Here is an 11,960-nt window from a genome sequence, read left to right on the forward strand (position 1 = left end):
AAACGGACCGGGGACCGTTTGATGCTTCGACGGTACGCGAGATAAGTTCAAGCTTCAACAAAAAGCGGGGCGTGGTGATCCGCTTCACAACCCCGCTCATGCGTTACCGGTCGTCCGAGCCGTCCGCGCCGCTCTTCTCCTCGGCCTCGGCCTCCTCGGCGAGGGCCGCGTCCAGCCGCGCCCGCGCCCCGTCCAGCCAGCGCCGGCACACCTTGGCCAGCTCCTCGCCCCGCTCCCAGAGCGCGAGGGACTCCTCCAGCGTCGTACCGCCCGCCTCCAGCCGCCGTACGACCTCGATCAGCTCGTCCCGGGCCTGCTCGTACCCGAGTGCCTCTTCCACCTTGCTGGTCATTCGCCCACCCTATGCATCGGTTCGTGCGTCGCTTCCTGCGTCGACTCGTACGGAGAACTCGCCCTCGGCGACCCGCGCCCGCAGCGGCTCGTCCGCCGTCACCTCGTCCGGGTCCCGGACCACATGCCCGTCGGCCTTCTGCAGCACCGCGTACCCGCGCTTCAGGGTCGCCGCGGGGGAGAGGGCCACCACGCGCGCGTGGGTGTGTGTCAGCTCGGAGGCGGCGCGGTCGAGGAGGTGGCCGAGGCAGCGGCGGCTCCGGTCGAGGAGCGAGGCCACGTGGTCGGCGCGCTCGTCGATCATTCGGTGCGGATCCTCTATCGAGGGCCGCGCGAGCGCATGGGCGAGCCCCCGCTCCTCGCGCTCCACGAGCGCCTCGACGCAACGCCGGGCCCGGTCGCGCAGCATCCGCACCCGCTCGTACTCCTCACCCACGTCCGGTACGACCTTCTTGGCCGCGTCGGTGGGGGTGGAGGCGCGCAGGTCGGCGACGTAGTCGAGGAGGGGGTTGTCGGGCTCGTGCCCGATGGCGGACACGACCGGCGTCCGGCACGAGGCGACCGCCCGCACCAACTGCTCGTCGGAGAAGGGCAGCAGATCCTCGACGCTGCCACCGCCCCGGGCGACGACGATCACATCCACGTCGTCGATCGCGTCGAGCTCCTTGACCGCCTGCACGACCTGCGGCACGGCGTGCACGCCCTGCACGGGGACGTTGCGCACCTCGAAGCGGACCGCGGGCCAGCGGTGCCGCGCGTTCTCCAACACGTCCCGCTCGGCCGCGGAGGCCCGGCCGCAGACCAGGCCGATCAGCTGAGGGAGGAAGGGCAGCGGCTTCTTGCGCTCCGGCGCGAAGAGTCCCTCGGCGGCGAGGGACTTCTTCAGCATCTCCAGCCGGGCGAGGAGCTCGCCGACGCCGACGGGCCTTATCTCCGAGGCACGCAGGGAGAGCTGGCCGCGGGGCGCGTACCACTCCGGCTTGGCGAGTACGACGACGCGGGCGCCCTCGCTCACCACGTCGGCGACATTGTCGAACACCTGCCGATACGCCGTCACGCTCACGGAGATGTCGTACGACGGGTCCCGCAACGTCAGGAACACGACGCCGGCGCCGGGGCGCCGCGACAGCTGGGTGATCTGGCCCTCGACCCAGATCGCCCCGAGCCGGTCGATCCAGCCCCCGATGAGCCGGGACACCTCGCCGACGGGCAGGGGGGACTCGGCGGTTGTGTTCGCAGCCATGCGGCGAGCGTATCGGCCGGTACCGACAAAACGGTTTCCCCGGCCGACAACAGCCGTGCCAGAGTGCGCGCATGTCCGACGACGTTGGCTTTCCCGTCCTGCGCACCACCGACCCGGCATGTGCGCTGCGCATGGCCCGACGTCTGGTGGCCGTGGGTGACACGCGGCACGCGCAGGTGCTGGCCGACATCGATCTGCCCGACGTCGAGGACGTGCTGCGCGCCCGGTCCCTGTGGCCCCAGGCGTGGTTCAGCTGGGACGGGCCCATCGTGTGGGAGCGGGGCGATCTCGTCGACCCGACCGGACTGATCGGCGGTGTGCGAGGCGCCGACCTGCCCTCCGACCGCGGGAGCCTGTCGGAGCATCTTCCGTTGCGGATGGAACTGTGGGAGCAACCCCTCGGCAGTGTCGAGGACGACTTCGTCGCCCTGGCCGCACCGCACGTGGCCCAGCTCCACTGGTGGAACCTGGGCTGGCCCGAGGCGCCCGAACTCGGACTGCACCCGGAACGCAAGCACGCCGAGGTCACCGTGCTGTTCAACACCCCGACGCCCGCACTGGAGGAGCGCGTCGACGGCCACACCGTGCTCGTCCATGTGCGGGACACGAGCAACGAGGAGTCCATGCTCCGCCGGGCTTCCTGGGTGGCCGAGCAGGCGGGGGTGACGGTGATCGGCGGTCCGGTGCGGGGGTGACGGTCATCGGCGGTCCGGTGCGGGGCCGGTGAACCGCGACCGCGCCACGAGTACGGCCACCCCGGCCAGGAACCACACCGTCCCCACCACCTGCGCGACCCCCGAGGCCTCCACGATCACCGCGATCGTGAACGCAGCCCCCTGCCGCTCCGGCTCGGCCGCCGGCTGGGCGGACGACACCGGCTCCAGCAGCGCCACCAGGTAGGTCTGCGCGATGAACAGCACCCCGGCCAGCGCAAGGCAGAAGAGCACCGCCCGAGCCACCTTCTCCGACCCCCCCGGTCACCTCCTCGGCGAAGGAGACGATCGCCTCGAAGCCCAGATACGACAGCACGGGCGATCGACACCGCGCCGATCACCGCCGCCACCTCGAACGAACCCCGCGTACCGTCCCCCTACAGCGGCGACAGCCACCCCCCGCTCGGCCCCGTCCCGCGTGACCACGACCACCGCCGTCACCACGAAGACCAGCAGGACCACGATCTCCATCGCGAGCACCAGGAAACCCAGCCGAGCCGCCACCCGCACGACCCACAGGTTCAGCAGCGTCGTGATCACCACCGCCGGCGCTGTCCACACCCACCGCGACACGTCCGGCACCAGCGTGTTCATCGCGATGCCGGAGAAGAGACAGGCGACGGCGGGGATCAGGAGGTAGTCCAGCATCGCCATCCAGCCGGCGATGAATCCGGCCCGCTCACCGAGCCCCACGCGCGCGTACGCGAACACCGACCCCGCCCGGGGGACCACCCAGCACCTTCTGCGCATAGCTGAATGCGGTGAACGCCATAGCGACCGTCGCGACGAGGTACACCAGCGCGACCGCCCCGTGCGAGCGCGCGTCCAGCGTGCCGAACACGCCGACGGGCGCCATGGGCGCGATGAACAGCAGCCCGTAGACGACCAGGTCACGGAAGCCGAGGCTCCGGCGTAGCTCGTGTCCTTCGTCGGGCGTACATTCCGCCGCGCCGGTCCCGGGCACCACGCCTCCGCCAGTGCCTCGCCCGTCGCTCGGTCTCCCACCCCTCACAGCCCACGGTCAGTCTCCCCACCGACCTGTCACCCACGCGATCTTCGACCCGCCGAACGCACCCTTACGATGGGACGCATGACTGCTTCGCCTGGCCGCCGTGTCCTGCTCGCCGCCCCCCGTGGCTACTGCGCGGGTGTGGACCGCGCCGTGATCGCCGTCGAGAAAGCCCTGGAGCAGTACGGCGCTCCGGTGTATGTCCGGCACGAGATCGTCCACAACAAGTACGTCGTGCAGACCCTGGAGAAGAAGGGCGCCATCTTCGTCGAGCGCACGGAGGAGGTGCCGCCGGGGAACATCGTGATGTTCTCCGCGCACGGCGTCGCCCCCGTCGTCCACGAAGAGGCCAAGCGCGGCCAACTCGCCACCATCGACGCCACCTGCCCCCTGGTAACCAAGGTCCACAAGGAAGCCGTCCGCTTCGCGAACGATGACTACGACATCCTCCTGATCGGACACGAGGGCCACGAAGAGGTCATCGGTACGTCCGGTGAGGCCCCCGACCACATCCAGCTCGTCGACGGCCCGGACGATGTCGCCAAGGTCGAGGTCCGCGATCCGTCGAAGATCGTGTGGCTGTCCCAGACCACCCTCTCCGTCGACGAGACCATGGAGACCGTCGACGCGCTGAAGGAGAAGTTCCCGCAGCTCATCTCCCCGCCCAGCGACGACATCTGCTACGCCACGCAGAACCGTCAGCTCGCCGTGAAGCAGATGGGCGCCGAGGCCGAGCTGGTCATCGTGGTCGGCTCCCGCAATTCCTCCAACTCCAAGCGGCTGGTCGAGGTCGCCAAGCTGGCCGGCTCCCGCGAGGCCTACCTCGTGGACTTCGCCAGCGAGATCGACGAGGCCTGGCTGGAGGGTGTCACCACGGTGGGCGTCACCTCCGGCGCGTCCGTCCCGGAGGTGCTGGTCGAGGAGGTCCTGGAGTGGCTGGCACAGCGTGGCTACGGCGACGTCGAGCTGGTCAGGGCGGCCGAGGAGTCGATCACCTTCTCGCTGCCGAAGGAACTGCGCCGCGACCTGCGCGAGGAGGCGGCGGCGCTGATCGCCGAGCGCACGGGGGCCGGCGGTTCCGGCGACTCCGGGGAGTGACTGTCAGTCCTTCGTCGTAACGTAGGGCCATGCAGATCTTCGGCTTGGACATCGGCGGGTCCGGGATCAAGGGTGCCCCGGTGGACCTGGACAGGGGCGACCTGGCGGAGGAGCGCTTCAAGGTGCTCACTCCGCACCCGGCCACGCCGGACGGGGTGGCGGACGGTGTGAAGCAGGTCGTCGAGCACTACGGCTGGACAGGGCCGGTCGGGCTCACCTTTCCCGGCGTGGTCACCGGCGGCTCCACGATCCGTACGGCGGCGAACGTCGACAAGAGCTGGGTCGACACGGACGCGCGCGCGTTGTTCAGCGAGCGCCTCGGCGGCCACCCGGTGACGGTGGTCAACGACGCGGACGCGGCCGGCGTCGCCGAGATGCGTTTCGGGGCGGGCCGCGACCGCCGGGGCACCGTGATCCTCCTCACCTTCGGCACGGGCATCGGCAGCGCGCTGTTCACCGACGGCGCCCTGGTCCCCAACACCGAGCTGGGCCACCTCGAACTCCACGGCCACGACGCCGAGAAGCGCGCCTCCAGCAAGGCCAAGGAGGACGAGGACCTGTCCTGGGAGCACTGGGCCCACCGCGTCCAGAAGTACCTCGCCCATGTCGAGATGCTGTTCTCCCCGGAACTGTTCATCATCGGCGGCGGGGTGAGCAGGAAGGCCCACAAGTTCCTGCCGCACATCGAGGGCATCAAGGCGGAGATCGTCCCGGCGCAGCTGCAGAACAACGCGGGGATCGTGGGTGCGGCGATGCACGCGGCGGAGCAGCACCGCTAGCCGACGGTCCGACCGTTGGTCGGCGGTCACGCCTGCCGGCGTCGGGCCGCCTCCCTGCGCGCCACCAGGCGCACTCTGCGTACGAGCACGATGAGACCGGCGATCAGCGTCCCCCCGTACAGCCACCCGGCCTGTGTGGCGAGGCCGGTGAAGAGGCCCATCAGGTGCCCGCTGATCCCTCCACCGTGGTCGGACACCGGAAGCAGCCCCACGGCGAACGCGATCGGCAGGACCACCGGCGCGGTCATCAGGTCGCCCCTGCGCACCCAGACGGCCGTTAGCACACACACCGGCACGAACAGCACGCCGTACAGCGTGAGCGACGACCCGAACAGCAGCGAGTCGAGGTACCCGAGCACGACCATCACGGCACCGCAGAACAGACCGCTGCCCAGCCCGGTGAGCCGGGGGTTGGGGAACCGGCGCAGAGCCTGCGGCGCCGGGGGCGGCACGGGTTGCCGTACCGCCGCTGCCGCCTGGACCGAACTCGGGCGGCGCTGGGAGGCGGGCCGGGTGGCGCGCGGGGGTGAGGCGGGTTGAGCGGACCGGGCAGACCGAGCAGGCCAGGTGGACCGTGTGGGCCAGGCCGACCGAGCCGCACCGCTCCCACCTCGCGAGAATCCGCCCTCGCCCCGCCTCATACGACCCTCACCCCGCACCACTCGGTCTTCACCCCGCGCCAGTCCACTCGCGCCGTCCTCACTTCGCTGCCGCCCCGCACTGTTTCGCCCGCGCCCCGCACTGCGCCGTTCGCGCCGCGCTCCAAGCTGTCCTCTCCCCGCACTGATCCGCTCACACCTCGCGCCAACCCCTGCACACCGCGCTTCACGGTGTTCGCACCCCGCGCCACACCGCCCGCGCCCCGCATTGATCGGCCCCCGGCCGCCCGCGCCGTTCCGGTCGCGCCGCGCTCCACTCGGGCCACGTCCCGCACGACGGCGCCTGAGCGCCTTGTCGGCGCGACGGCGCCCGTCCTGCCCGCGTCGCCGCCCTGCGCTTCCTCACCCGCGCCCCGGCCCGCGCCCCGAGCCGGTCCGCCCGCGCCGCGCTCCACTCGGTCCAGGTCCTCGTCCCCCAGCGCTTCGCTCACGGCCCGCGTCGGCCCGTCCCTTCCCCGTACTGCGCCGCCTTCACCCCGCGTCGGTCCGCCACAGCCCCTCGCCGACCCGCCCCCGCTTCCCACTGACCTGCCCCCTCCCCGCACCGTCTCGTCCTTCCCTGGTGGGACGCGTCCCCCGCCCCGTCCCGCCGCCGCCCCTTCACCCCGTGTCGCCCGCTGCGGCAACGGTGGTGGCGTGCCGCGTGGCGGTCCGTGCCCGGCAGGTCGCGCCCTGTATTGCTCCACTGGTCCAACCTAGGTCGGTTTATGTGGGGAATCGGGGATCGGACACGCCCGGGGGCGGACCTTGGCCAGGTGTTCGACAGGGCGCAGGGGCCCGGGCCGGTACGCCGTAGACTGGTGGATCGGCCCGTGCATCTGCATCGAAGATCGATCTGCATCGAAGATCGAAGAAGGACCGGGCCCCAGCCAAGCCCCTGAAGTCCTCTCACGTACGGGAAGTCGCAACGTGTCGCTCACGATCGGAATCGTCGGTCTGCCGAATGTCGGCAAGTCGACCCTGTTCAACGCCCTGACCAAGAACGACGTGCTGGCGGCCAACTACCCGTTCGCCACGATCGAGCCGAACGTCGGCGTGGTCGGCGTCCCGGACCCGCGCCTCACCAAGCTGGCCGAGATCTTCTCCTCCCAGCGCGTCCTGCCGGCCACCGTCGACTTCGTCGACATCGCGGGCATCGTGCGCGGCGCCTCCGAGGGTGAGGGCCTGGGAAACAAGTTCCTCGCCAACATTCGTGAGTCCGACGCGATCTGCCAGGTCATCCGTGCCTTCAAGGACGAGAACGTCGTCCACGTCGACGGCAAGGTCTCGCCCAAGGACGACATCGAGACGATCAACACCGAGCTGATCCTCGCCGACCTCCAGACCATCGAGAAGGTCCTGCCCCGGCTCCAGAAGGAGTCGCGGATCAAGAAGGACATCGCGCCGAAGGTGAAGGCCGTCGAGGAGGCCCAGGAGATCCTGGAGAAGGGCGACACGCTCTTCGCGCACGGCATCGTCCAGGGCACCGAGCGCAACGAGCTCCTGCACGACCTGCACCTGCTGACCACGAAGCCCTTCCTGTACGTCTTCAACGTCGACGAGGACGAACTGACCGACGAGGACTTCAAGAACGAGCAGCGCGCCCTCGTCGCCCCCGCCGAGGCGATCTTCCTCAACGCCAAGCTGGAGGCGGACCTCGCCGAGCTCGACGAGGACGAGGCCCTCGAACTCCTGCAGTCCGTCGGCCAGGAGGAGCCCGGCCTCGCCACCCTCGCCCACGTCGGTTTCAACACCCTCGGCCTGCAGACCTACCTGACGGCCGGCCCCAAGGAATCCCGCGCCTGGACCATCAAGAAGGGCGCCACCGCCCCCGAGGCCGCCGGCGTCATCCACACCGACTTCCAGAAGGGCTTCATCAAGGCCGAGGTCATCTCCTTCGCCGACCTGGTGGAAACCGGCTCGGTCGCCGAGGCCCGCGCCAAGGGCAAGGCGCGCATGGAGGGCAAGGACTATGTGATGCAGGACGGGGATGTCGTGGAGTTCCGCTTCAACGTCTGAGCGGGCGGGCGAAGCACACCAAGTCGCCGCCCTGACAAATCTCTGGTTCGGATGGGGCCCGGCTCTTCGGAGTCGGGCCCCTGGCCTTTGTCCTGTCGGGCCGCACGGCTGAAGTGGCTCAGTCTCAGGGGGTACCGGAGTCCGGCGTCCCGCCCGCGCCGCTGCCGCTGCCGTTGCCGTTCCAGCGGAGCGTCACGTCCAGGTGGGCGCCGGCCGTGGCGCTCGACAGGACTGCGCCCAGCTTGGCGTCCAGGACGACGCCGAAGGTGATCTCCACCTCGTCGGGCCGCTCGGCGAGGGACCGGAAGCCGCCGATCACGTCGGACGCGGCGGCGGTGACCGGTGCCAGGGCCTCCCGCAGGGAGGTCGCCGCGCTCTCCAGACGTGTCCCGAGTCCCACCGCGCCGGTGCCCGCGCGGGCGGGCGGGGCGACGAGGACGACGGTGCCGTCGGAGAGGGTGAACTGGACTGCGTCCGGCATGGGGGCTCCTGGGGGAGGGGGGAGTCGGGGCGCGTCAGGCGTGGTTCGGGGTGCCGCAGAGGGGAGTGGGCGGCGGGGAGTCCCGCATCGCCCGCTGGACCCTGTTGAGCGCCTCCAGCAGTGCGGGCAGTTCCTTGCCGTTCGCGTACTCCAGGACCGCTCGGTAGAAGGCGGCGGACACATCGGGGTCCATCGCGTCGGCGGCGCTGAAGCAGAGCGTGTAACCGGAACGGAGCATCCCGGCGATCCGCTCCTGGGTGCCGTTGCCGTACGCCGTCACCTTCCTGTTGGCCGAGAGCGCGAACCCGGGTGCGTCCACCCAGGCCTGCTGGGCCTGTTCGCTCGCCAGGTAGGAGATGAGCTTGTCGGCGCTGTCGTTGTTCCCGGTGAACTTGCCGACGAAGTCCGCCGAGACCTCCAGCACGCGATCCGGGGACGGCGTCACGTACGTGTACGTGCCGGGCGCCACCCGGTCCGGCTCGAAGCCCATCGCGGACAGTGCGCCGCGGCCCAGGGAGCAGGAGTTGTCGGTCATGCCGTCGGTGGCCTCGCTGAACCCGCGCGTGGCCGCGCCGGCGGGGGCGGTCTCGATCAGCTCCCCCCACGCCCGCCACGCCTCCTCGACCGGCGTCGAGTCCCACTTCAGATCGCCCGACACCCAGGCCTCGTAGGTGTCCACGCCCGCCTCGGCGAGCAGCAGGTCCGCGATCCAGTCGGCACCGGGCCAGCCGGACGTCGGGCCCGACTCCAGCCCCAGGCACCAGCTCTCGGGCCGGGCCCGCAGTGCGGCCCAGGTGCGGGGAGGGGGCGGGGCGACCTTCGTCGCGTCGTACCAGACGAGGCTCTTGACGTCGGCCTTGACGGGGACCGCGTAGACGTCGCCGTCCTCCATGGCCAGCTCGCGGAGCGGCTGGACGTACGCAGCCGTGTCGACGGCGAGTGGCTTGAGCGCCCTGTCCTTGCGGTACTTGGAGATCGCGCCCACGCTCGGCAGCACCGCCAGGTCGGGCGCCGCCTCCGCGGCCACCGCGGCGTCGAGTTGCTGGGTGAGGGCTCGGGTCACCTGCGGTTCGACGTCGATGCCGGGGTTGCGGTCCTCGAACGCCTCGATGACCGAGTAGAACGCCTTGAACTCGGTGCCGGACCAGGGAACCATGATCGTCACCCGCTCCTTCTCCGGCCCGCCGCAGCCGACCGCCGCCAGGAGCAGACCGAGGGCCAGGGCGCAGCGCACGAGTGGTGCCGTCGGCCCTGTCATGGGTGCGGGAACCGGTACTCGTCGATACGGGGGCGGTAGGCGACGTATCCGAGCCCGCCTGCGGCGACGAGCAGGGGCAGCGCGATCGCCATGACCCATCCCTTGCCGGGGAGCAGCGGATCGCTGCACGCGGTGACGGCGACGGACGCGGTCGCCAGCAGTGCCAGGCCGAGCGCCGGGCTGGGGTACTGCCGGAAGTGGCGGGCGACGACACAGCCGGTCGCGCAGGCCAGCAGCAGCATGACGGCCACCGGCGTGATGAACAGGGGCCACAGCAGGTAGGGATTCAGCCAGCGCGACCGCAGCTGCTCGTCCAGGGCCAAGGTCTCGATCTCCCGGAGATCCTCGAGCGATTCGATGAGCCCGCCCGTGAACCGGACGTCACGGCCCTCCTCGTCCTGTTCCGGCCCGTCCTCCACGGCCGGGATGGCCGCCGTCGCACCCTGCGGGCCGGTGGCCAGCTGGAGACAGGTCGTCAACTGGCCCTGGACGAACTGGATGTGGTGCAGTCCCTGCTCCCCGGCCGCGTTGCCCTGCGCCGCCGAGGTGAGGAGGGCGGTCACACTGCTGGTGGCGTTGGCGAAGCCGGTGCCGGTGCCGATCAGGTCGACCTCGCCGGTGGCCGCCGCCGCTTTCTTGAGCTCGTCCTTCGCCCGTACGGCCTCCTCGCGCGCCTCCGTGAGGTTGTCGATGGCCTGCCGTGTGCGGTCCGCGGCGGCCATCTGCTCCCCGGCCCGGTTGGCCACCAGCAGATACAGCAGCGCGGTCAGCGCCACCATGCTCAGCACGCCCACCCGGAGCCGACGCAGCACGACGACGGGATGGGCCCGCCGCCCCGAACGATTCCGTCCCCAAGGCAGGCGCGCCAAGAGGCCCCGCCCACGCACCGCCCTCACGACGCGTCCACCGGCTCCCCGCCCACCGCGCCGTCCCCGAACCGATGCCCGCACTCCTCGCAGAACTTGGCCGAGGCCGATGTCGACGCCGTACCGCACCGCGGGCACTCACGCGGCGGCAACGGGACGTCGAGCACCGGGAGTTCGACCGGGTCCACCCGGGGCGCCACGGTCTTCGTCGAGTCGACCCCGATCCTCTGGATCTCCGCCCGGGAGACATCGCGCCGCACCCGCAGCCGCCCGTCGGGACCGGTGGTCGCCAGCGACCGCAGCAGCCGTAGCCGCACGGTGTCCCGGAGGTCCTGCGCGAGGCCGGTCGCCAGGCGCAGCTCGTGGTCGGCGCGTTCGAGGTCTCCGCGCAGGTGGGCGTCGGCGCAGGCACGCATCGCCATGCCGAGTTCGCGTTCGTTCTCGACCCGGGTGAGATTGGCCGACCTGGGGATCCCGAAGCCGGGTGTCGAGCGGCGGCGTACCACCAGGGCCGCCGTGTCGGAACAGGGCCGCCGCGTGCCGTCGGGGCGCTCGGCATGCAGGGTGATGCGGGCGGCACGCAGGTCCTCATCCACGGTGAGGGCGCGCGGGTCGAAGCGCAGGGAGACGTGGTACTGGCGGGATTCCGGGGGCCAGGAGCCCAGCGGGACATGCGTCTCGCCGTCCTGGTACTGGCGTGCCGTCAGTTCGGCCTCGACGGGACGGGTCTGGCGTACGAAGGCGAGCTGGAACCGGTCGTTGAGGCGCAGGCCCAGGTAGACGCGGGGCACGACGATGCGTTGCGCCTGGCGCATGAGCCGGGTGAAGTCCGCTGTGAGGTCGGAGACGGCCACGACGGCCGCGGCGGTGCCGTGCAGGGCCTCGGTGATGCGCAGCAGCTCGGCGTAGTGCCAGTCGCCGCCCACGCCCCGGGCGTCGCACACGAACTGGTCGGTGCACGCGGTGAGTACGTTGCCGAGCTGCTCGGCCGTCTCGTGCTCGTCCTTGCCGTCCGTGTAGAGCACGGCGTGGCGCACGGTGCCGGGGGCGGCCACCGACGCGAACAGGCGCTGGGCGCAGGCCAGCCACTGCCCGATCGCCGTACCGCCCTCGGCGAACTGGGCGACGACCCGCAGCTTGGCGTCCTCCCGTGTCAAGGCGTCGACCCGGGCCAGGCCGCCGGTCGCCGGGAAGATCACCTCGGCCTTGTGGTGGCCCGCGACGATCCCCAGGTAGGTGCCGTCCCGCAGGGTGTCGATGGCCGCGCACATCGCACGTTTCGCCTCGTCCAGCTTCCGGCCGGACATGGACAACGACCGGTCCATGATGAGGATTTCGGCGCCCGGACGCTCCGGGACCGCGTTCGCTTCCCCGTCCGCGCCGGAGCGTGCCGTGACGGTGACGAGGGCGTCGGCGCGCTGCTCGTCGTGGGCCAGATCCGAGGGCGCGTCCACTTCCAGGGCAAAGCTGAGCCCCAAGGGCGACCTGTCCCCCACCGGCACCAC

The 11,960-nt window shown here is 71.1% G+C and carries 12 protein-coding genes and 1 pseudogene; 4 read left to right on the plus strand and 9 right to left on the minus strand.

Going from position 1 to position 11,960, the window contains the following annotated elements; genetic code table 11:
• Positions 1–103 precede the first annotated feature (103 nt).
• Both AB5J55_RS27320 and xseA read right to left on the minus strand, forming a co-directional pair.
• Positions 104–352: an exodeoxyribonuclease VII small subunit gene (locus tag AB5J55_RS27320; protein WP_369273165.1), complete on the minus strand. Its 249-nt coding sequence runs from the start codon at positions 350–352 to the stop codon at positions 104–106.
• Between the two features lie 9 nt (positions 353–361).
• Complete coding sequence (gene xseA / locus AB5J55_RS27325) at positions 362–1,594, minus strand: exodeoxyribonuclease VII large subunit (protein ID WP_369273166.1); 1,233 nt, start codon at positions 1,592–1,594, stop codon at positions 362–364.
• A 71-nt stretch (positions 1,595–1,665) separates the two neighbouring features.
• On the opposite strand from xseA, the gene AB5J55_RS27330 reads away from it, so the two are divergent.
• Positions 1,666–2,289 (plus strand): hypothetical protein, encoded by a 624-nt coding sequence (locus AB5J55_RS27330; RefSeq protein WP_369273167.1) that lies wholly within the window; start codon positions 1,666–1,668, stop codon positions 2,287–2,289.
• A 54-nt stretch (positions 2,290–2,343) separates the two neighbouring features.
• Here AB5J55_RS27330 and AB5J55_RS27335 read toward each other — a convergent pair.
• Positions 2,344–3,271, minus strand: a pseudogene (locus tag AB5J55_RS27335) (APC family permease); the annotation flags it as partial.
• 117 nt (positions 3,272–3,388) lie between these two features.
• On the opposite strand from AB5J55_RS27335, the gene AB5J55_RS27340 reads away from it, so the two are divergent.
• Both AB5J55_RS27340 and ppgK read left to right on the plus strand, forming a co-directional pair.
• On the plus strand, positions 3,389–4,414 hold the full coding sequence (locus AB5J55_RS27340) for a 4-hydroxy-3-methylbut-2-enyl diphosphate reductase (protein ID WP_369273168.1): 1,026 nt from the start codon (positions 3,389–3,391) through the stop codon (positions 4,412–4,414).
• A gap of 29 nt (positions 4,415–4,443) precedes the next feature.
• Positions 4,444–5,193: a polyphosphate--glucose phosphotransferase gene (gene ppgK, locus AB5J55_RS27345; RefSeq protein WP_369273169.1), complete on the plus strand. Its 750-nt coding sequence runs from the start codon at positions 4,444–4,446 to the stop codon at positions 5,191–5,193.
• 26 nt (positions 5,194–5,219) lie between these two features.
• On the opposite strand, the gene AB5J55_RS27350 is transcribed toward ppgK, so the two are convergent.
• Positions 5,220–5,834, minus strand: a complete 615-nt coding sequence (locus AB5J55_RS27350) for a DUF6542 domain-containing protein (RefSeq protein ID WP_369273170.1) — start codon at positions 5,832–5,834, stop codon at positions 5,220–5,222.
• Positions 5,831–6,283: a hypothetical protein gene (locus tag AB5J55_RS27355; RefSeq protein ID WP_369273171.1), complete on the minus strand. Its 453-nt coding sequence runs from the start codon at positions 6,281–6,283 to the stop codon at positions 5,831–5,833. Before AB5J55_RS27355 ends, AB5J55_RS27350 begins: the two co-directional genes overlap by 4 nt.
• Positions 6,284–6,761: 478 nt before the next feature.
• Between AB5J55_RS27355 and ychF the strand changes: the two genes are divergently transcribed.
• The gene (gene ychF, locus AB5J55_RS27360) at positions 6,762–7,850 is read left to right on the plus strand and encodes a redox-regulated ATPase YchF (RefSeq protein WP_362380749.1); all 1,089 of its coding nucleotides are present in this window, start codon (positions 6,762–6,764) and stop codon (positions 7,848–7,850) included.
• A gap of 124 nt (positions 7,851–7,974) precedes the next feature.
• On the opposite strand, the gene AB5J55_RS27365 is transcribed toward ychF, so the two are convergent.
• From AB5J55_RS27365 to AB5J55_RS27380, 4 genes are all read right to left on the minus strand, one after another.
• Positions 7,975–8,331 carry a CU044_2847 family protein gene (locus AB5J55_RS27365; RefSeq protein WP_369273172.1) on the minus strand — a complete coding sequence of 119 codons (357 nt, stop codon included), beginning with the start codon at positions 8,329–8,331 and terminating at the stop codon, positions 7,975–7,977.
• A gap of 34 nt (positions 8,332–8,365) precedes the next feature.
• Positions 8,366–9,589, minus strand: a complete 1,224-nt coding sequence (locus tag AB5J55_RS27370; protein ID WP_369273173.1) for an ABC transporter substrate-binding protein — start codon at positions 9,587–9,589, stop codon at positions 8,366–8,368.
• Positions 9,586–10,401: a hypothetical protein gene (locus AB5J55_RS27375; RefSeq protein WP_369273174.1), complete on the minus strand. Its 816-nt coding sequence runs from the start codon at positions 10,399–10,401 to the stop codon at positions 9,586–9,588. Before AB5J55_RS27375 ends, AB5J55_RS27370 begins: the two co-directional genes overlap by 4 nt.
• Positions 10,402–10,481: 80 nt before the next feature.
• Positions 10,482–11,933: a VWA domain-containing protein gene (locus AB5J55_RS27380; protein WP_369273175.1), complete on the minus strand. Its 1,452-nt coding sequence runs from the start codon at positions 11,931–11,933 to the stop codon at positions 10,482–10,484.
• Between the last annotated feature and the right edge of the window lie 27 nt (positions 11,934–11,960).

This window comes from Streptomyces sp. R11, assembly GCF_041051905.1.
In the GTDB taxonomy this organism is placed as follows: Bacteria; Actinomycetota; Actinomycetes; order Streptomycetales; family Streptomycetaceae; genus Streptomyces.

What these genes read in the sequence shown, in the direction of transcription:
- AB5J55_RS27365 (WP_369273172.1), bottom strand. Translation starts at nt 8,331, where the DNA reads ATGCCGGACGCAGTCCAGTTCACCCTCTCCGACGGCACCGTCGTCCTC.
- ppgK (WP_369273169.1), top strand. Translation starts at nt 4,444, where the DNA reads ATGCAGATCTTCGGCTTGGACATCGGCGGGTCCGGGATCAAGGGTGCC.
- AB5J55_RS27330 (WP_369273167.1), top strand. Translation starts at nt 1,666, where the DNA reads ATGTCCGACGACGTTGGCTTTCCCGTCCTGCGCACCACCGACCCGGCA.
- xseA (WP_369273166.1), bottom strand. Translation starts at nt 1,594, where the DNA reads ATGGCTGCGAACACAACCGCCGAGTCCCCCCTGCCCGTCGGCGAGGTG.
- AB5J55_RS27320 (WP_369273165.1), bottom strand. Translation starts at nt 352, where the DNA reads ATGACCAGCAAGGTGGAAGAGGCACTCGGGTACGAGCAGGCCCGGGAC.
- AB5J55_RS27340 (WP_369273168.1), top strand. Translation starts at nt 3,389, where the DNA reads ATGGGACGCATGACTGCTTCGCCTGGCCGCCGTGTCCTGCTCGCCGCC.
- AB5J55_RS27370 (WP_369273173.1), bottom strand. Translation starts at nt 9,589, where the DNA reads ATGACAGGGCCGACGGCACCACTCGTGCGCTGCGCCCTGGCCCTCGGT.
- AB5J55_RS27350 (WP_369273170.1), bottom strand. Translation starts at nt 5,834, where the DNA reads ATGAGGCGGGGCGAGGGCGGATTCTCGCGAGGTGGGAGCGGTGCGGCT.